This is a genomic window from Mycobacterium sp., assembly GCF_039583805.1.
Lineage (GTDB): Bacteria > Actinomycetota > Actinomycetes > Mycobacteriales > Mycobacteriaceae > Mycobacterium.
Genome location: NZ_JAVKSH010000024.1, coordinates 16,466 through 34,122, shown reverse-complemented (window position 1 = coordinate 34,122; position 17,657 = coordinate 16,466). Strand labels below are relative to the sequence as shown.

Genomic DNA, 17,657 nt, shown 5'->3' with positions numbered 1-17,657 from the left:
ATGGGGAGCCATGGACGTCATCACAGGAATCCACGCCACCACGGCCCGCTGGCTGACGGCGGCCACCGCGGTTGCGACGGTCTGGGCGGTGCTGTCGAGTGCGCCGGTGCCGTCCGCATCCGCGCAGCCCTGCCCCGACGTCGAGGTGGTGTTCGCCCGCGGTACCGGCGAGCCGCCCGGTGTCGGCGGCATCGGGCAGGCCTTCGTCGACGCGCTGAGCTCGCGGGTTGGCTCGAAGTCGGTCGGCGTGTATCCGGTCAACTACCCCGCCAGCGGTGATTTCGGCTCGGGCATCGACTTCGCCAGGACGTTCGTCGACGGGATCAGGGACGCCGGCACGCACGTCCAGTCCACGGCGGCCAGCTGCCCCAACACCAGGATCGTGCTCGGCGGATACTCCCAGGGCGCGGCACTGGCCGGCTTCGTGACGTCGGCGGCCGTGCCCAAAGACATACCGGCTCAGTACGTGTCGTACATCCCCGCGCCGATGCCGCCGGACGTCGCCGGCCACGTCGCCGCCGTGACCCTGTTCGGCAGACCGTCGAACGAATTCCTGGTCGAAAACGGCGCCCCGCCGATCACCATCGGCCCGCTGTACGTGCCCAAGACCATCGACCTGTGCGCGCCCGGCGACACGATTTGCGACGGCGCCCCGGGCGGGGCGCCCACCATCGCGCACGTCTCGTATCCGGTGAACGGTATGACGGAGCAGGCCGCGGATTTCACGGTGAGTCGCCTGTAGTCCGCTGCGCCGCACCAGTCGGGGTGGCGGGATTTGAACCCACGGCCTCTTCGTCCCGAACGAAGCGCGCTACCAAGCTGCGCCACACCCCGCGTGAAGCCGTGCCAGCGTATCGCACCGGCTCGCTGACTCATGAACGCAGCCGCCGCCGTCCGGGGCCACACCGCGCCGGCGAAGCGGTGTTCACCACAGTCGACGCCGGAATTTCGCGGCGTGTCGACGACATTGAACACGGTAACTATCGCACGATGGGTGCACACGGAAGCGAGACGATCATGACGATGCTGGGCGCCATAGTTTTCGGCGGACTGTTGGCTCTGGGGGTGTTGTGGCTGCTGGTTACCGCCCCGGCCGACGAAGCACGAGCCGCGTCGGATCACTCCCAGCTGCAGGAGCGTTCGAACCCGGCCAGCACCTGCGCCGCCGCCGTCGGATCCAGCCCGTGGGCCTTGACCCACTCGTCGCTGAAGTAAGTGTCGGCGTAGCGGTCGCCGCTGTCGGCGAGCAGCGTCACCACCGAACCGCTGCGTCCGTCGGCAACCATCTCGGCGAGCAGACCGAACGCCCCCCACACATTCGTCCCGGTCGACACCCCCACGCGCCGGCCCAGCACCACGCTGGCATGGCGGGCCGCCGCGATCGACGCCGCATCGGGCACCGACACCATCCGGTCGACCACGTCGGGTAAAAACGACGGCTCAACCCGCGGGCGGCCGATGCCCTCGATCCGCGACGACGCGTCGATGATCACGTCGTAGCGGGATTGTGCGTATGCCGGGTAGAACGCGGAGTTCTCCGGGTCGACCACGCACAGCCGGGTGGCATGCCGCCGGTACCGGACGTAGCGGCCGATCGTCGCGCTGGTCCCGCCCGTACCCGCGCCGACCACAATCCAGTCCGGAATCGGATGCTGCTCGTCGCGCATCTGCTCGAATATCGACTCGGCGATGTTGTTGTTGCCGCGCCAGTCGGTGGCCCGCTCGGCGTTGGTGAACTGGTCCAGGTAATGCCCGCCGGTCTCGCGGGCGATCCGCTCCGCCTCGGCGTAGACGTCACCGGAGCGTTGCACGAAATGGCAACGGCCACCTTGGGATTCGATCAGAGCCACTTTCGACGCGCTGGTCGACGCCGGCATCACCGCCACGAACGGCAGGCCCAGCAGCGCGGCGAAGTACGCCTCCGACACCGCCGTCGACCCCGACGACGCCTCGACCACCGTGGTGTGCTCGGCGATCCACCCGTTGCACAGCGCGTAGAGGAACAACGAGCGGGCCAGCCGGTGCTTGAGGCTGCCGGTGATGTGCGTCGTCTCGTCCTTGAGGTAGAGCGCGACGTCGGCGTCGTCACACCACGCCGACGGCAGCGGGTAGCGCAGCAGGTGGGTGTCGGCGCTGCGCCGGGCGTCGGCCTCGATCAGCCGGATCGCCTTGTCGGTCCAGTCGCGTGGCCGGCTGTGAACCGCGACCCGGGCCCGGGGACTCAACGCGCCGAATACGCCGGATGTGACCGGCCGAGACCGCTCTGCGCATCGCGACCACCTGTCGGCGCCGCGATCAGCGTCAGCAGCGTCGCCTCGGGCCGGCAGCAGAACCGCAGCGGCGCGTACGGTGACGTGCCGATCCCGGCCGAAACGTGCAGCCGCATGGTGGCCCCCCAGCGCGACGGCCCCTTCACCCGGGATCGGTCCAGACCCGAGTTGGTCACCAGCGCGCCGTAGAACGGCACGCACAGCTGCCCGCCGTGGGTGTGGCCGGCCATCACGAGCTGGTAGCCGTCTGCGGCGAACCGGTCCAGAACCAGGGGCTCGGGCGAATGGGTCAGCCCCAGCCGCAGGTTGGCGGCCGGGCCGGCCGGGCCGGCGATCGTCTCGTAGCGGTCCCGGTGGATGTGCGGGTCGTCGACGCCCGCGGCGGCGATATGCAGCCCGGCCACCTCGAACTCGCGCCTGGTGTGGGTGAGGTCAAGCCAGCCGCGCTCGGTGAACGCCGCGCGCAGGTCCTGCCAGGGCAGCGGCTGACCGTGCACGCGGTGACCCGGGTTCTTCAGGTAGTTGAGCGGGTTCTTCGGACGAGGCCCGAAGTAGTCGTTGCTGCCGAAGACGAACACACCCGGCACCGACAGCAGGTCGCCGAGAGCCTGCACGACGCTGGGCACCGCCCTCGGGTGCGCCAGGTTGTCCCCGGTGTCGACCACCAGGTCGGGCTCCCAGCCGGCGAGTTCACGCAGCCAGGACTGCTTGAGCCGCTGGTTGGGCCGCATGTGGATGTCGCTGATGTGCAGTACCTTCAGCGGCGACGAGCCCGGGGTCAGCACCGGAAGGGTCAGCTCGCGGACGACGAACGCGTTGCGCTCGACGATCGAGGCGTAACCGACCCCGGCGACGGCCGCGCCGGCCGTGACGGCGCCGGCGGTTTTCCACGCGGACAGAGCGGCATTCATGAACGTCAGCGTACTGCGGCCGGGGTCTTCCGGGGGTGGCCCACACGCGCGGGTGTGCCGCGCCGCCCGGCAACCGCTACGGCGGCGGTCCGCCCGGCGGCGGTGGCGGCGCATACAGGGGAATGGTGATCGGCGGCAGGCCCGGAATCTCGACCACCGTCGAGCCCACCGGCGCCGGTGGCACGGCTCCGTCCACCCCCTCCGGTGGTGGTGGCGGCGGCGGTGGGATTCCGTTGCTGATCTCGATGGTGACGATCGCGCCGGGGACGGTCTGGCCGCTCGGTGAGGTGCCGACGACCTCTCCGTACCTGGCGCTGCTGTTGATCGAGCTGGGCTGGTCGGCGACCTGGAAACCGGCCTCTTTCAATCGTTGGCGCGCCCCGTCCACGTCCAGGCCGGCGACGCTGGGCACGTGTGAGCCCGGACCGCCGTCGACATAGCGCGGATCGGTCGGCGGCAGATGGACCTCGCCGAAATTCCTCGCGATCGGTTTCATCGCGGTGAACCAGGTGCGCGCCGGCTCGTTGCCGCCGAAGAGGTTGCCGTCGCCGCAGCGCCGCAGCGGCGACGAGCACAGATCCGACGGCGAGCTCGAGTCGTCGTAGATGTAGTTGGCCGCCGCGTACTGGTTGGTGAAGCCCAAGAAGCCCGACGACCGGTGCGCCTCGGTGGTCCCGGTCTTGCCCGACATCGGCAGGTCCCAGCCCACCGCGCCGGCCGATCCGGAGGCGGTGCCGCCACCCAGCGCGTCTTTGCTCATCGCGTTGGCCAGCGTGTTGGCCAACCCTTCGGGCACCACCTGATCACAGGTCTCGGTGGTGACGGCCACCTCGTTGCCGTCGCGGTCGATCAGCTTGTCGATCGGGCTCGGCGGGCACCACACGCCGCCCGAAGCCAGCGTCGCCGCGACGTTGGACAGCTCCAGGGCGTTAAGCTCGAACGGACCGAGCGTGAACGAGCCGAGGTTCTGCCGCTTGATGAACTCGGCCAGGCTCTCGTCGCTGTCGGGGTCGTAGGCGCGGGCGGTGCCCGGGTCGGCGTAGGAGCGCAGCCCCAGTTTGATCGCCATGTCCACCGTGCGCGGCACACCGACCACCGAGATCAGCTTGGCAAACGCCGTGTTCGGCGAGGTGGCCAGCGCGTCGGTCACGCTCATCGGCGACCGGTAGTTGCCGACGTTGACCACGCACCACGTTTCCTTCGGGCAACCCTTGGCGCCGCCGGCGCCCATGCCCTTGGCCTGAAAGCTCCCGGGAACCTGCAGCTCCGCGGAGATACCCATGCCCATGTCGAGGGCGGCAGCGGTGGTGAAGATCTTGAAGATCGACCCGGCGCCGTCGCCCACCAGCGAGAACGGCTGTGGACGCATGGTCTCGCCGGTGTCGGTGTCCAGCCCGTAGGTGCGGTTGCTGGCCATCGCCATCACCTTGTGCGCGTTCTTGCCGGGCCTGATCACGCTCATCACGCTGGCAATGCCGTCCAGAGTCGGGCTGGCGGACGCGTCGATGGCCTGCTTGACCGAGCTCTGCACGTCGGGGTCCAGCGTGGTGCGGATCAGGTAGCCGCCCCGGGCCACCTGTTCCTTGCTGATTCCGGCCCGGGCCAGATAGGCCTGCACGTAGTCGCAGAAAAACGCCCGATCGCCGGCGGCGATGCAGCCGCGCGGCAGTTCGTTGGGCTGCGGCAGGATTCCCAGCGGCTCGGCCTTGGCGGCGCGCAACGCGCCGGCCTCGTTGGGGAGGTTCTCGATCATGGTGTCCAGCACCACGTTCCGCCGGGCGAGCGCGCCATCGGGGTTGGTGTAGGGGTTGAGTGTGCTGGTCGACTGCACCAGGCCGGCCAGCAGCGCCGCCTGCTGCCAGTTCAGGTCGGAGGCGTTGACTCCGAAGTAGGTCTGGGCGGCGTCCTGTACGCCGAAGGCGCCGTTGCCGAACGACACCAGGTTGAGATACCGGGTCAGGATCTCCGACTTGCTGAACGTCTTGTCCAGGGTGAGCGCCATGCGGATCTCGCGCAGCTTGCGCGCCGGCGTGGTCTCCACGGCCGCCCGCTTCTCGGCGTCGGTCTGGGCGGTGACCAACAGCTGGTAGTTCTTCACGTACTGCTGCTCGATCGTCGAACCGCCGCGGGTGTCGACGTCTCCGGACGCGTAGCCGGCCAGCCCGGTCAGCGTCCCTTTCCAGTCCACGCCGTTGTGCTCGGCGAACCGTTTGTCCTCGATCGAGACGATCGCCAGTTTCATCGTGTCGGCGATCTTGTCGCTGGGCACCTCGAACCGGCGCTGCTCGTACAGCCAGGCGATGGTGTTGCCCTTGGCGTCGACCATCGTGGTCACCGCCGGCACGGCGCCTTCGAGCAGCTGGGCCGAGCCGTTGGCGACGACCTCGGACGCCCGGTTGGACGCCAGCCCGAGGCCGCCGACCGCGGGGAACAGCAACGCGGCGACCACGACGCCGGCCAGCAGGCAGCAGCCGGCAAGCTTGGCGACCACGAGAGCGGTCCGGCGGTGTTCCGGCATGGGTATCAGAGTAGCGAGGCTGCGGCGGAGGATACCCCGACCGGCCGTCGGGGGCCGGTTGTGACGATCGGACGGCACGGTGGTCCCAAAAAAGCGTGCCTGAGACTGTTGCCAAATTGGTACCTGAACACTTAGCTTGATCACACAGTGAGATGCAGATAACACCGACGCGAACAGTGTGGCGCAGATCGCACCCGGTCTGCACCGCAAGGGCAGCACCGCCGGGAGACTGGCGGCCGGGAGAAGGGGACGCGGGTGTCAGGTATGCGAACCGCGGCGCGGAGGACGAATACGACACCGTCGGGCAGCGTCATGTGTGGGCCGAACGACGAGTCGCGGATCACCTGGGTGGTCAAGGCGCTGTGCCGGTCCGCCGATCCCGACGAGTTGTTCGTGCGCGGGGCGGCCCAGCGCAAAGCGGCCGTGATCTGTCGGCACTGTCCGGTGATGCTGGAATGCGGTGCCGACGCGCTGGACAACCGTGTCGAGTTCGGCGTCTGGGGCGGCATGACCGAACGCCAGCGCCGTGCCCTGCTCAAACAGCACCCCGAGGTGGTGTCGTGGGCGGAGTTCTTCGCCGCGCAGCGCAGGCACCGCACCGCCGGCTGAGCCGCTACCGGGGCTCCTTTGGCCGGGCCGCTACCGCGGCTAACTCGCGGTGCCGGTCATCTGGTCGGCGATCGCACGTAGCGCCTCCAGATCTGAGACGTCGAACGGCAGCGACGGCACTCCGACGATCGCGACGTGCGGGTTGGCCCCGGTGAACCGGGACAGCAGCCGGATCTCCCGTTTGGAAGTGGCCGCGCGGTCGGCGTGAATCCGCAATACCGCCGTCGCCAGCTCCCTCGCGGCCGGCGGGACGGTCGCCTCCGCGGTCAGCGTCTCGGCGCCGTCGACGGCCCGTTCCACCGGTAGGGCGCACAACATCGGATGGGTTCGGTTCAAGACGAGACCCGCCAGCGGCATGTTCTCCTGTGACAACCGGTCGACGAAGAACGACGCCTCGCGCAGAGCATCGGGTTCGGCGGCCGACACCACCACGAACTGGGTGCCGCGCCTCTTCAGCAGTTCGTAGGTGCGGTCGGCCTTTTCCCGGAAACCACCGAAGGTGGCGTCCAGGGACTGCACGAAACTGGCTGCGTCGGAGAGCATTTTCGATCCCAGGATGGTGGACATGGCCTTCATCGCCAGTCCGACCACGCCGGTCACCAGCCGCCCGATCCCGCGCCCGGGCCCCAGCAGCAGCCGCCATAGTCGGCTGTCCATGAAGCTGCCGAGCCGTTTCGGCGCGTCCAGGAAATCCAGTGCGTTGCGCGACGGCGGGGTGTCGACCACCACCAGGTCCCAGCGGTCCTGGCCCAGCAGCTGGCCGAGCTTCTCCATCGCCATGTATTCCTGTGTTCCGGCCAACGAGGTCGCGACCGTCTGGTAGAACTGATTGTCCAGGATCGCTTGTGCCCGTTCGGGTCCGGAGTATTGGACCACCATCTCGTCGAACGTTCGGCGCATGTCCAGCATCATGGCGCTGAGCTCGCCGGGGACCTCGGGGGCAAGCGGCACCTGCTGCGGCGAATTGCCGAGGTCGCTTATTCCCAAGGCCTGTGCCAGACGCTTGGCCGGGTCGATGGTCAGCACCACCACGGTGCGGCCGTATTCGGCCGCACGCAGGGCCATCGCGGCAGCGGTGGTGGTCTTCCCGACTCCGCCCGCGCCGCAGCACACCACGACACGGTTCGTGGTGTCGGCCAGCATCGAGGCCACGTCCAGCATCGGTGGCTTGGTGCTCATCGGACCCCTTGCTGTGCAAGTGATTCGGAGAGCTCGTAGAGGCTCCCCAGGTCGATGCCGTCGGCGATGGTCGGCAGCTCCAAACGCGGCACATGCAACTCGTCGAGCTGATTCGCGGTCTCGGCGCGCGCAGCGATCCGGGTGGCGTGCTGGATGGCTTCGGTCAGCAGACCGGCAAAGTCGTTGTCGCCCAACTTTATCCCAACTTTCGACAGTGCCGATCGCACCGTGTCACCGTCGATATCGCCCTCGGCGGCCTTGGCCAGATCCGCCGGCCCCAGGCAGGCGGGGATCGTTCGGTTGATGATCACCGACCCGATCGGCAGGTCAAGCTGCTGAAGTTCGTCGATCGCCTCGATGGTCTCCTGCATCGGCAGCCCTTCGAGCAGCGTCACAAGGTGCACGACGGTCGCCTCGGAGTGCAGCAGCCGCACGACGCCCTCGCTCTGCGCGTGCACCGGGCCCCCCTTGGCCAGTTCGGAGACCGCCCGGGTGACGTCCAGAAACCGGGCGATGCGGCCGGTCGGCGGCGCGTCGACGACCACCGCGTCGTACACCGGCCGCCGGTCCTTGCCGACGCGGATCACCGCTTCCTTGGTCTTTCCGGTGAGGATGACGTCACGCAGACCGGGCGCGATGGTGGTTGCGAACTCGACCGCCCCGATGCGCCGCATCGCCCGGCCGGCGATGCCGAGGTTGTAGAACATGTCCAGGTATTCCAGGAACGCGGCCTCGATGTCGATGGCCAGCGCGTTGACTTGCCCACCCCGCTCGGCGGTGGCGATCTTGATTTCCTTGTACGGCAACGGCGGAACGTCGAACATTTGCGCAATCCCTTGGCGTCCTTCGACTTCGACGAGCAACACTTTGCGCCCGCCGGACGCCAGGGTCAACGCCAGCGCCGCAGCGACGGTCGACTTGCCGGTGCCGCCCTTGCCCGTCACGAAATGCAGCCGGGCCTTCGACAACCGCGATGGCCAGCCGACGAGGCTGCCGTCTCTCGGTGTGGTCGCCATCAGTGCATGCTAACCAAACGCTGTCGTCGGCAGACCGATAAGCTCTCCTCATGGCCCAACCCACCTCCTGGGAGTACGCGACCGTCCCGCTGCTGACGCATGCCACCAAGCAGATCCTCGACCAGTGGGGTGCCGACGGCTGGGAGCTGGTTGCGGTGTTGCCCGGGCCGACCGGTGAGCAGCACGTCGCCTATCTCAAACGCCCGAAGTGACGGCTCGCTCTGCCAGGGCCCGGCTCGCCGAGCTCGGCGTCGAACTTCCCGAGGTCGCCACGCCGCTGGCCTCTTACGTCCCCGCCGTGCGCTCCGGGCGGCTGGTCTACACCTCGGGTCAGCTGCCGATGCAGGCCGGCACGCTGGCCGGGACCGGCAAGGTCGGCGCCGAGGTGAGCCCCGAGCAGGCCGCCGCGCTGGCGCGGATCTGCGCGCTCAACGCGCTGGCGGCGGTGGATTCGCTGGTCGGCGTCGACGCGGTGACCCGGGTGGTCAAGGTGGTCGGGTTCGTCGCGTCCGCACCCGGGTTCCACGGCCAGCCCGGCGTCCTCAACAGCGCGTCCGAGCTGCTCGCCGACGTCTTCGGGGAGAACGGCGCGCACGCCCGCTCCGCGGTCGGGGTCGCCGAACTGCCGTTGAACGCGCCGGTGGAGGTCGAGCTTGTCGTAGAGGTGGGGTAGTGGTCGGGTGCTGACGCATCCCGCGTACGGTCAGCTGCGGCCGGTCACCGCCACCGCGTCGGTGCTGCTGGCCGACAACCCGGGCACCATGACGCTGGAGGGCACCAACACCTGGGTGCTGCGCGGGCCGCGCAGCGACGAGGTCGTCATCGTCGATCCCGGACCGGACGAGGACGAGCACATCGCGACGGTCGCCGGCCTCGGACGCATCGCGCTGGTGCTGATCAGCCACCGGCACGGCGACCACACCGACGGGATCGACACCCTGGTCGAGTCCACCGGTGCTCCGGTGCGCTCGGTCGGCAGCGGCTTCCAACGCGGCCTCGGCGCTGCGCTGGCCGACGGTGAGGTGATCGAAGCCGCCGGGCTGCGGATCACGGTGTTCGCCACACCCGGGCACACCGCCGATTCGGTGTCGTTCGTGCTCGACGACGCGGTGCTGACGGCCGACACCGTGCTGGGGCGCGGCACCACGGTCATCGACACCGAGGACGGCAGCCTGGGCGACTACCTGGAGTCGCTGCGCCGGCTGCGCGGCCTGGGCGGTCGCACGGTGCTGCCCGGCCACGGGCCGGAACTAGGCGACGTGTCCGCGGTGGTGGCCGGCTATCTGGCGCACCGACAGCAGCGGTTGGAGCAGGTGCGCTCGGCGCTGCGTGATCTGGGTGAGGACGCCACCGCCCGCCAGATCGTCGAGTACGTCTACCTCGACGTCGAGGAGAAGCTCTGGGACGCCGCCGAATGGTCGGTGCAGGCGCAGCTGGACTATCTGCGGCGTTGAGATTGCGCCCAGGGCTGTGGACTCCGCCGAGATCACGACCCTGGACGCAATCTCAACGCGGCGGGCTAGCGCGCCCGGCGGGCCAGCCGTTCGGAGTCGGAGATCAGCACGCTCTTGCCCTCCAGCCGGATCCAGCCGCGGTGCGCGAAATCGGCCAGCGCCTTGTTCACCGTCTCCCGCGACGCGCCCACCAGCTGCGCGATCTCCTCCTGGGTCAGGTCGTGGGTGACCCGCATCGCGCCGCCCTCCTGCGTGCCGAACCGCTGGGCCAGCTGCAGCAGCTGCTTGGCGACCCGCCCCGGCACGTCGGTGAAGATCAGGTCGGCGAGGTTGTTGTTGGTGCGCCGCAGCCGGCGGGCCAGCACCCGCAGCAGCTGCTCGGCGATCTCGGGACGGTCGGCGATCCAGGCCCGCAGCGCGTCGCGGTCCATCGACACCGCCCGCACCTCGGTGATGGTGGTGGCGCTGGAGGTCCGCGGCCCCGGGTCGAAGATCGACAACTCGCCGAACATGTCCGACGGGCCCATGATGGTCAGCAGATTCTCCCGGCCGTCCGGGGAGCGCCGGCCAATCTTGACCTTGCCGGAAATGATGATATAGAGCCGATCGCCGGGCTCACCCTCCGCGAACACGGTGTGCCCGCGGGGGAAGTCGACGGGCTGCAGTTGCTTGGTCAGCGCGGCTACGGCGCTGGGTTCGACCCCCTGGAAGATTCCGGCCCTCGCCAGGATCTCGTCCACGTTGCCCCTTATTTGGTCCGATGGTCGTGATGGGCGGCTGTCTGCCGGTTCCCGCCCAGCGGCGGTGAACTCGGTGTCGGGTTGAGCGATCAATCCGACGTGCCAACGCTACACACGATCGGCCCGTCGGGTCGGCCTAAACTGCGGATTCGACCGGCGGATCTCCGACAGCGTCGTCGCCGGCGTCCGCGGCGGCGCCCTGACGCGGCAGGCCGCTTTCCAGCCGCCCCAGCCCGAGTGTCGCCAGCATCAGCAACCCCGGGATGCAGGCCACCAGCAACCACGACACAAACCGCCAGTAAACACGGCGAAGGTCTCAGCCCGGTCACGAATCAGTACGCTGTGGAGGTGACCGTGGGCAAATCCTCGAGCCGGTCCGCGCGGCCGGCCGCCGCCGGGGCCCGGCGGTGGACGTCGGAGACCCGCCTCGGTCTGGTGCGACGGGCGCGTCGCATGAATCGTGCTCTGGCACAAGCGTTTCCACACGTGTACTGCGAGCTGGACTTCAGCACGCCGCTGGAGCTGACGGTGGCGACCATCTTGTCGGCGCAGAGCACCGACAAGCGGGTGAACGTGACCACGCCGGCGCTGTTCGCCCGCTACCGGAGCGCGCTGGACTATGCCGGGGCCGACCGCGCGGAGCTGGAAAACCTGATCCGGCCCACAGGTTTCTACCGCAACAAGGCGACCGCGCTGATCGGGCTCGGGCAGGCGCTGGTCGAACGATTCGACGGCGAGGTGCCGGCGACCATGGCAGAGCTGGTGACACTTCCCGGGGTGGGCCGCAAGACCGCCAACGTCATCCTGGGAAACGCCTTCGGCATACCCGGGATCACCGTCGACACCCACGTCAAGCGGCTGGTCCGGCGGTGGCGCTGGACAGCCGAAGACGACCCGGTGAAGATCGAGCACGCCGTCGGCGAACTCATCGAGCGCGACCAGTGGACGCTGCTGAGCCATCGGGTGATCTTCCACGGCCGCCGGGTGTGCCACGCCCGCAAACCGGCGTGCGGGGTCTGCGTGCTGGCCCGGGACTGCCCCTCCTACGGCACCGGCCCCACCGAGCCGCTGGTCGCGGCGGCCCTGGTGCGAGGGCCGGAGACCGACCACCTGCTGGCGCTGGCGGGCCTGCCGGACGCGGGCCGGTAGGACGAGGGCGTCGTTGACCATCCTGGGCACTCGGACCACACGCTGGACCGTCGCTGTGCTGGCGGTGGTCGTGGCCCTGGTCGCGGCGCTGCTGGTGGCGCTGCGCGATACGCCCGACGTGCCGAACACCGGGCCGCCCGCGACCGAGTCGAGCCGCGAACACCGCGACGCCGACACCGCGGCGGCGCTGGCCGGACCCCGCCGTCAGGCCGACCTGCCGCCCTGCCCGGCCGCCGCGGGCGCGGGTCCCCCGGCGTTGCGCGGGATCACCGTGGACTGCGCGGCCGACGGCTCGGTTGTCGACGTGGCCGCCGCGCTGGCCGGGCGGCGGGTGGTGCTCAACCTGTGGGCGTACTGGTGTGCCCCGTGTGCGGTCGAGCTGCCGGCGATGGCGGAGTATCAACGGCGGGCCGGGCCGGCGGTGCTGGTGGTCACCGTCCATCAAGACGAGAACGAGGCGGCCGGTTTGCTGCGGTTGGCGCAGCTGGGAGTTCGGCTGCCGACGCTGCAGGACGGTCGACGCCGAATCGCCGCGGCGCTGCGGGTACCCAACGTCATGCCCGCGACGGTGGTGCTGGCAGCGGACGGTACCGTTGCGCAGACGCTGCCGCGAGCTTTCGCCAGTGCCGACGAGATCGCGGCCGCGGTCGGAGGTTAGGCGCGGGCCGGGCGGCGGTCCGTGGAGCACAGGGAGTTGTCGGTGAGCGTTGGGGGTACCGCCCGCATGCGGGCGACGGTTCCGCTGACGCCCGAATCCGCTCCGCCCTGGCTGCGTCCGCTGGTCGACAGCGTCGCCCGGGTGCCCGACGCGTACCGGCGTCGGCTGCCGGCCGACGTGCTCGCCATGGTCACCGCTGCCCAGTCGACGGCGGTGGCGCGCGGCGCCGGCCGCAACGCGGCGGTGCTGGTGTTGTTCTCCGGCCCGGATTCCGGCCCGGCCGGGTTCGTTCCCGACGACGCCGACCTGTTGTTGACCGTGCGGGCCGCCACGCTGCGTCACCATGCGGGCCAGGCCGCCTTCCCGGGCGGCGCGTCCGATCCCGGCGATGACGGTCCGGTGGCCACAGCGCTGCGGGAGGCCCGAGAAGAGACCGGCATCGACATCAGCACGCTGCGGCCATTGGCCACCCTGGAACGAACGTTCATCGCGCCGTCGGGTTTTCACGTCGTGCCGGTGCTGGCCTACTCGCTGGACCCCGGGCCGGTGGCCGTCGTCAACGAAGCCGAGACGGCGGTCGTGGCGCGGGTTCCGTTGCGCGCCTTCATCAATCCGGCGAACCGGCTGATGGTCTACCGTCGCCCGCACAGCCGCCGCTTCGCCGGGCCGGCGTTTGTGCTGAACGAGATGCTGGTGTGGGGGTTCACCGGCCAGGTGATCTCGGCGATGCTGGACGTCGCCGAGTGGGCGCAGCCCTGGAACACCGGCGACGTCCGGGAGTTGGACGACGCCATGCAGCTTCCCGTCGACGGGGGCGGGGCCTGATGACCCCGTCGCAGTGGCTGGACCTGGCGGTGCTCGCGGTTGCCGTCATCGCGGCGATTTCGGGTTGGCGGTCGGGTGCGCTGGGCTCGCTGCTGTCCTTCGCCGGTGTGCTGCTCGGCGCGGTGGCCGGCGTATTGCTGGCTCCGCACATCGTCGGACAGATCCAGACCGCACGCGCGAAGCTGTTCGTCGCGCTCTTCTTGATACTGGCCCTGGTCGTCGTCGGCGAGGTGGCCGGTGTGGTGCTGGGCCGGGCGGTCCGCGGCGCGATCCACAGCCGCACCGTCCGCTTCTTCGATTCGGTCGTGGGAGTGGCACTTCAGCTGGTTGTGGTGCTGATGGCGGCGTGGCTGCTGGCGGCTCCGCTGACGTCGTCGTCGGGGCAGCCCACCCTGGCGGCCGCGGTGCGGGGTTCACGGGTGCTGGCCGAGGTCAACGACGTCGCACCCGGGTGGCTCAGGACGGTGCCCAAGCGGCTGTCGTCCCTGCTGGACACCTCGGGCCTGCCGCAGGTGCTGGAGCCGTTCAGCCGTACCCCGGTGGCGGCGGTCGCCGCGCCGGATGCGGTGCTGGCCGACAACCCGGCCGTGATAGCTGCCGAACCCAGCGTCGTGAAGATCAGAGCGATCGCGCCGGGATGTCGCAAAGTGTTGGAGGGAAGCGGATTTGTCCTCTCACCCAACCGGGTGATGACGAACGCGCACGTGGTGGCCGGCGCCAACAGCGTCACCGTGGAGGCCAGCGGCAACCCCTACGACGCCACCGTGGTGTACTACGACCCGGTCGTCGACGTCGCGATCCTCTCCGTCCCCAATCTGCCGTCGGCGCCGTTGGCCTTCGCCACCTCCCAGGCGGCGGCGGGCACCGACGCCGTGGTGCTCGGCTATCCCGGCGGAGGCGGCTTCGTGGCGACCCCGGCCAGGATCCGGGAGATCATCGAACTGTCCGGTCCCGACATCTACCGCACCGCGACAGTCAACCGCGAGGTGTACACCATCAGGGCCACGGTGGAGCAGGGCAATTCGGGTGGACCGTTGATCGACCTGAACGGCCACGTGCTCGGCGTGGTGTTCGGCGCGGCCGTTGACGACCCGGACACCGGCTTCGTGCTGACCGCCAAAGAGGTGGCCGGTCAGTTGACCCACATCGGGGACACCGCGCCGGTGGACACCGGCGCGTGCGTCAGCTGAGCTTCGGCCCCCGCACCTGCTGGAAAAACGCCATCAGGTGCGCGTTGACCTGACCGGGCGCCTCCTCGTGACCGAAGTGCCCCGCGCCGGGCAGGGACACGTATCGGCCGTCCGGCGTGTACCGCCGGGTGCGCTCGACCGGGTCGGCGAGCACGTACGGGTCGGCCTCGCCGCGGATGTGCAGCACGGGGACGCCTACCGAGTGCTTCATGCACCTCATGAACCGCCGGCCCTCCTCGCGCAACTGGCTGCGCACCGCCCAGCGCTGGTACTCCAGCGCGCAGTGTGCCGCCGAGGGAATCTGGATCGCCCGCCGCAGATGGCCGATCGACTCCGAGAAGTCCTCGGATGCACACCATTTCGCGCTGGCCCGGCTGCGCAGCAGATGGTCGAGCTCGACGGCGTCATGCCGGGTGAGCACATGCTCCGGCCACATCGGCACCTGGTAGCGCAGCAGCGACGGCAATAGCGCGCGGCCCTGGTCAAGGCGGGTCAGCGCGGCGGTGCGCAGCGCGGCGGGATGCGGTGAGCTGACCAGCGCGATGGCGCGCACCAGACGCGGATGCAGCATCGCGGTGGCCCAGCAGACCAGTCCGCCGTCCGCGTGACCGACCAGGTACGCCCAGGAGTGGCCGAGCGCGCGGATCAGTCCCGCGGTGTCGCCGGCCAGCGTCCAGCCGTCGTAGCCGCGAGGTGGTTTGTCGCTGCCGCCGTAGCCGCGCAGGTCCACCGCGACGGCGCGGACTCCGCTCAGCCCGCGGAGCTGATGACGCCACGACCACCAGAACGAGCCGAAGCCGTGCAGCATGACCACCAGCGGCCGCGCCGTCGGCGGCGCGGCCGTGTCCCGGTCCGCCGGCGTCGCCTCAACGACGTGCAGGCGGATGCCGTTGGCGTGCACGTCCAGGTGACGCCATGGCCCGTCGATGCGGGTCACCGACGGATCCGGTGGCGCCACTTACCAGCCCGACGGGTCGGCGGGTGTCCCGCTGCGCGGGCTGTCCAGCGGCGGCGGTACGGACCGGTGGCCCGGCGCGAAAGCCGTCCGAGTCTCCCGCACCGACGCGATGGTCCGACGCGGCCCGCGGATTCTCCGCACCCGCAGGAAGCCCACGAGCGCCAGCAGCGCCGTCACCACCGTCATGACCCCGAACACGATCAAGAACGCGACCCAGCGCCACAGCCAGGTGTCGAGCAGTTCGGCCAGGAAAAAGAAGAAGAAGAACGTGGAGTAGAACAACACCACCAGCGCCGCGATGAAGAAGACGCTGCCGGTGAGGCCACGTTTGACGTCACGGGTGATCTCGGCGCGGGCCAGCTCCACCTCGGCGCGCACCAGCGTCGACATCTGCGCGGTCGCGTCCTTGACCAGATCGCCGATCGACGGTGTCGCGGGCATGGCGTGCGGATCGGTCAACGGAATGGCGGTGACCGTGGTGGGCACCCCACTGTCTGGGTTCTTACGGTCTGGCTTGCTCACCGACGGTCCTTCCGGTTGGCTGTCGTCGCGGTTCATGTTGCCATGGGGCCCGCGACCAGACGAAAGTCCCGGGCGGTGGCGATCACGCTAGACTGGCGCAACCGGCCCGAAGCGCGTCCGACCCACGGGAGAGTCGCAGTGCAGAGAACCCGCCGCCGGCTGCTCCGTGCAGCGGCCGCGGTGACGGCAGTCCTATCACTTGTGAGCCTGGCCGGTCTGCACGCCGCGCCGGGCCGGGCCGACAGCAGAGTTCCGCTCGGCGGCGGGGCGGGGATCGTCATCGACGGGGACACCATGTGCACCCTGACGACCATCGGCACCGACAACTGGGGCGACCTGGTCGGTTTCACCTCGGCGCACTGCGGGGGCCCCGGTGCCCAGGTGGCCGCCGAGGCGGTGCAGGGCCGCGGCCCGGTGGGCACCATGGTGGCCGGCAGCGAAGACCTCGACTACGCGGTCATCCGGTTTGATCCCGCCAAGGTGGCGCCGGTCGGCGACTACGGCGGCTTTCCGATCGACGGCATCGGCCCGGACCCGTCGTTCGGGCAGATCGCCTGCAAACAGGGCCGCACGACCGCGAATTCGTGCGGCGTGACCTGGGGTCGCGGCGAGGAGCCTGGCACCATCGTGATGCAGGTGTGTGGTCGGCCGGGCGACTCGGGCGGCCCGGTCACCGTCGACAACTTGCTGGTCGGGATGATTCACGGCGCGTTCTCCGACAACCTGCCGGAGTGTGTGACCAAGTACATCCCGCTGCACACCCCCGCCGTGGTGGTGTCGATCAACGCGATCCTGGCCGACGTCAACGCCAGGAACATTCCCGGTGCCGGGTTCGTCCCGGTCGCGCTCAGCGCCCCCGCCACGTGACACGCCGGTAAAAAACGTTTGAGCTGCGGCGGGACGGGGCACAATAGGAGCCATGAATTCTCGTCCCATCACCCGTACCGTTTCCACCGCCGGAATATCAGCCATGGCGCTGGTTTCGTCCCTGGTATCGGCGGTTGTCGCCCCGTCGGCGTCGGCAGCGTCGTGTCCCAACACCGAGGTGGTGTTCGCCCGCGGCACCGGCGAGCCGCCCGGGGTCGGCACCATCGGGCAGTCCTTCGTCTCCGCGCTGGGCGGCCGCGTCGGCTCGAAGTCGCTGCGTACCTACGCGGTCAACTACCCGGCCACCAGCGAGTGGTCCACCGGTCTCGACGGCATCCGGAACGCCGTTGCGCATGTCGAGTCCGTAGCGGCGACCTGCCCCGGCACCGCGATGGTGCTCGGCGGATACTCCCAGGGCGCGGCCGTGATGGGCTTTGTCACCTCGGCGGCCCCGCCGGACGGGGTCGATCCCGCGACGGTCCCGCAACCGCTGTCGCCCGAGGTCTCCGACCATGTCGCCGCGGTCGTCCTGTTCGGAACACCCAACGAGCGGGCGATGAACTTCCTGGGTGAGCCGCCGGTCACCATCGGGCCGCTGTTCGCCGCCAAGACTCTGGAGTTGTGCGTCGATAACGACCCGGTGTGCTCCGACGGGCTGGAGTTCGCCGCCCACAACGTGGACTCCTACACCTCGGACGGCATGGTCGAACGAGGCGCCGACTTCGCCGCCAGCCGGCTGCAGAGCAGTTCCGCGGGGCCGGCCCGCACGGGTTTCGGCCACTGAACTCGCA

Annotated in this window: 19 protein-coding genes, 1 tRNA gene and 1 pseudogene; 11 read left to right on the top strand and 10 right to left on the bottom strand. The window is 69.7% G+C overall.

Annotation, left to right across the window (positions count from 1 at the left end):
- Positions 1–10: 10 nt before the first annotated feature.
- The gene (locus tag ABDW21_RS05025; protein WP_343599555.1) at positions 11–742 is read left to right on the top strand and encodes a cutinase family protein; all 732 of its coding nucleotides are present in this window, start codon (positions 11–13) and stop codon (positions 740–742) included.
- Positions 743–760: 18 nt separating this feature from the next.
- Here ABDW21_RS05025 and ABDW21_RS05020 read toward each other — a convergent pair.
- From ABDW21_RS05020 to ponA2, 4 genes are all read right to left on the bottom strand, one after another.
- Positions 761–834, bottom strand: a tRNA-Pro gene (locus ABDW21_RS05020).
- A 284-nt stretch (positions 835–1,118) separates the two neighbouring features.
- Positions 1,119–2,225 (bottom strand): PLP-dependent cysteine synthase family protein, encoded by a 1,107-nt coding sequence (locus ABDW21_RS05015; protein ID WP_343710145.1) that lies wholly within the window; start codon positions 2,223–2,225, stop codon positions 1,119–1,121.
- On the bottom strand, positions 2,222–3,181 hold the full coding sequence (locus ABDW21_RS05010) for a metallophosphoesterase (protein WP_343599559.1): 960 nt from the start codon (positions 3,179–3,181) through the stop codon (positions 2,222–2,224). The genes ABDW21_RS05015 and ABDW21_RS05010 overlap by 4 nt, the downstream gene beginning before the upstream one ends.
- A 76-nt stretch (positions 3,182–3,257) precedes the next feature.
- Positions 3,258–5,699 (bottom strand): transglycosylase/D,D-transpeptidase PonA2, encoded by a 2,442-nt coding sequence (gene ponA2 / locus ABDW21_RS05005; RefSeq protein WP_343599561.1) that lies wholly within the window; start codon positions 5,697–5,699, stop codon positions 3,258–3,260.
- Between the two features lie 255 nt (positions 5,700–5,954).
- On the opposite strand from ponA2, the gene ABDW21_RS05000 reads away from it, so the two are divergent.
- Complete coding sequence (locus ABDW21_RS05000) at positions 5,955–6,308, top strand: WhiB family transcriptional regulator (RefSeq protein ID WP_343599563.1); 354 nt, start codon at positions 5,955–5,957, stop codon at positions 6,306–6,308.
- A 39-nt stretch (positions 6,309–6,347) separates the two neighbouring features.
- Here ABDW21_RS05000 and ABDW21_RS04995 read toward each other — a convergent pair whose 3' ends face one another.
- Both ABDW21_RS04995 and ABDW21_RS04990 read right to left on the bottom strand, forming a co-directional pair.
- On the bottom strand, positions 6,348–7,487 hold the full coding sequence (locus ABDW21_RS04995) for an ArsA family ATPase (protein ID WP_343599564.1): 1,140 nt from the start codon (positions 7,485–7,487) through the stop codon (positions 6,348–6,350).
- Positions 7,484–8,506, bottom strand: coding sequence for an ArsA family ATPase (locus ABDW21_RS04990; protein ID WP_343599630.1), 1,023 nt, complete (start codon positions 8,504–8,506; stop codon positions 7,484–7,486). Before ABDW21_RS04990 ends, ABDW21_RS04995 begins: the two co-directional genes overlap by 4 nt.
- Positions 8,507–8,553: 47 nt before the next feature.
- Between ABDW21_RS04990 and ABDW21_RS04985 the strand changes: the two genes are divergently transcribed.
- From ABDW21_RS04985 to ABDW21_RS04975, 3 genes are read left to right on the top strand one after another with little or no spacing between them, the layout of a single operon-like run.
- Complete coding sequence (locus ABDW21_RS04985) at positions 8,554–8,715, top strand: hypothetical protein (RefSeq protein WP_343599565.1); 162 nt, start codon at positions 8,554–8,556, stop codon at positions 8,713–8,715.
- On the top strand, positions 8,712–9,176 hold the full coding sequence (locus tag ABDW21_RS04980) for a RidA family protein (protein ID WP_343599566.1): 465 nt from the start codon (positions 8,712–8,714) through the stop codon (positions 9,174–9,176). Before ABDW21_RS04985 ends, ABDW21_RS04980 begins: the two co-directional genes overlap by 4 nt.
- A 7-nt stretch (positions 9,177–9,183) precedes the next feature.
- Positions 9,184–9,957, top strand: a complete 774-nt coding sequence (locus tag ABDW21_RS04975) for an MBL fold metallo-hydrolase (RefSeq protein ID WP_343599567.1) — start codon at positions 9,184–9,186, stop codon at positions 9,955–9,957.
- 65 nt (positions 9,958–10,022) lie between these two features.
- Here the strand turns inward: ABDW21_RS04975 and crp are convergent, their stop codons facing one another.
- Together crp and ABDW21_RS04965 are read right to left on the bottom strand one after the other, a co-directional pair.
- Positions 10,023–10,697, bottom strand: coding sequence for a cAMP-activated global transcriptional regulator CRP (crp, locus tag ABDW21_RS04970; RefSeq protein ID WP_023368605.1), 675 nt, complete (start codon positions 10,695–10,697; stop codon positions 10,023–10,025).
- Between the two features lie 217 nt (positions 10,698–10,914).
- Positions 10,915–10,986 (bottom strand): annotated as a pseudogene (locus tag ABDW21_RS04965) (hypothetical protein); the annotation flags it as partial.
- A 164-nt stretch (positions 10,987–11,150) separates the two neighbouring features.
- On the opposite strand from ABDW21_RS04965, the gene nth reads away from it, so the two are divergent.
- The 4 genes from nth to marP all read left to right on the top strand — a co-directional run bounded on the left by nth (position 11,151) and on the right by marP (position 14,519).
- The gene (gene nth, locus ABDW21_RS04960; RefSeq protein ID WP_343599632.1) at positions 11,151–11,846 is read left to right on the top strand and encodes an endonuclease III; all 696 of its coding nucleotides are present in this window, start codon (positions 11,151–11,153) and stop codon (positions 11,844–11,846) included.
- A 13-nt stretch (positions 11,847–11,859) separates the two neighbouring features.
- On the top strand, positions 11,860–12,504 hold the full coding sequence (locus tag ABDW21_RS04955; RefSeq protein ID WP_343710144.1) for a TlpA disulfide reductase family protein: 645 nt from the start codon (positions 11,860–11,862) through the stop codon (positions 12,502–12,504).
- Between the two features lie 66 nt (positions 12,505–12,570).
- A complete protein-coding gene (locus tag ABDW21_RS04950) occupies positions 12,571–13,329 on the top strand; it encodes a CoA pyrophosphatase (protein WP_343710146.1) in 759 nt (252 codons plus the stop codon).
- Positions 13,329–14,519: an acid resistance serine protease MarP gene (gene marP, locus ABDW21_RS04945; RefSeq protein WP_343599596.1), complete on the top strand. Its 1,191-nt coding sequence runs from the start codon at positions 13,329–13,331 to the stop codon at positions 14,517–14,519. Before ABDW21_RS04950 ends, marP begins: the two co-directional genes overlap by 1 nt.
- Here the strand turns inward: marP and ABDW21_RS04940 are convergent.
- Both ABDW21_RS04940 and ABDW21_RS04935 read right to left on the bottom strand, forming a co-directional pair.
- Positions 14,512–15,477, bottom strand: coding sequence for an alpha/beta hydrolase (locus ABDW21_RS04940; protein WP_343599597.1), 966 nt, complete (start codon positions 15,475–15,477; stop codon positions 14,512–14,514). The genes marP and ABDW21_RS04940 overlap by 8 nt on opposite strands.
- Entirely contained in the window at positions 15,478–15,999 is a 522-nt protein-coding gene (locus tag ABDW21_RS04935) for a phage holin family protein (protein ID WP_343599598.1), read from the bottom strand.
- A 180-nt stretch (positions 16,000–16,179) separates the two neighbouring features.
- On the opposite strand from ABDW21_RS04935, the gene ABDW21_RS04930 reads away from it, so the two are divergent.
- Together ABDW21_RS04930 and ABDW21_RS04925 are read left to right on the top strand one after the other, a co-directional pair.
- Positions 16,180–16,866: a serine protease gene (locus ABDW21_RS04930; RefSeq protein WP_343599599.1), complete on the top strand. Its 687-nt coding sequence runs from the start codon at positions 16,180–16,182 to the stop codon at positions 16,864–16,866.
- 52 nt (positions 16,867–16,918) lie between these two features.
- Complete coding sequence (locus ABDW21_RS04925; protein WP_343599601.1) at positions 16,919–17,650, top strand: cutinase family protein; 732 nt, start codon at positions 16,919–16,921, stop codon at positions 17,648–17,650.
- Positions 17,651–17,657: the final 7 nt, after the last annotated feature.

Coding starts and splice junctions, on each gene's coding strand:
- ABDW21_RS05025 (WP_343599555.1), top strand. CDS start 11: ATGGACGTCATCACAGGAATCCACGCCACCACGGCCCGCTGGCTGACG.
- ABDW21_RS05010 (WP_343599559.1), bottom strand. CDS start 3,181: ATGAATGCCGCTCTGTCCGCGTGGAAAACCGCCGGCGCCGTCACGGCC.
- ponA2 (WP_343599561.1), bottom strand. CDS start 5,699: ATGCCGGAACACCGCCGGACCGCTCTCGTGGTCGCCAAGCTTGCCGGC.
- ABDW21_RS04995 (WP_343599564.1), bottom strand. CDS start 7,487: ATGAGCACCAAGCCACCGATGCTGGACGTGGCCTCGATGCTGGCCGAC.
- ABDW21_RS04985 (WP_343599565.1), top strand. CDS start 8,554: ATGGCCCAACCCACCTCCTGGGAGTACGCGACCGTCCCGCTGCTGACG.
- nth (WP_343599632.1), top strand. CDS start 11,151: ATGAATCGTGCTCTGGCACAAGCGTTTCCACACGTGTACTGCGAGCTG.
- ABDW21_RS04950 (WP_343710146.1), top strand. CDS start 12,571: ATGCGGGCGACGGTTCCGCTGACGCCCGAATCCGCTCCGCCCTGGCTG.
- marP (WP_343599596.1), top strand. CDS start 13,329: ATGACCCCGTCGCAGTGGCTGGACCTGGCGGTGCTCGCGGTTGCCGTC.
- ABDW21_RS04925 (WP_343599601.1), top strand. CDS start 16,919: ATGAATTCTCGTCCCATCACCCGTACCGTTTCCACCGCCGGAATATCA.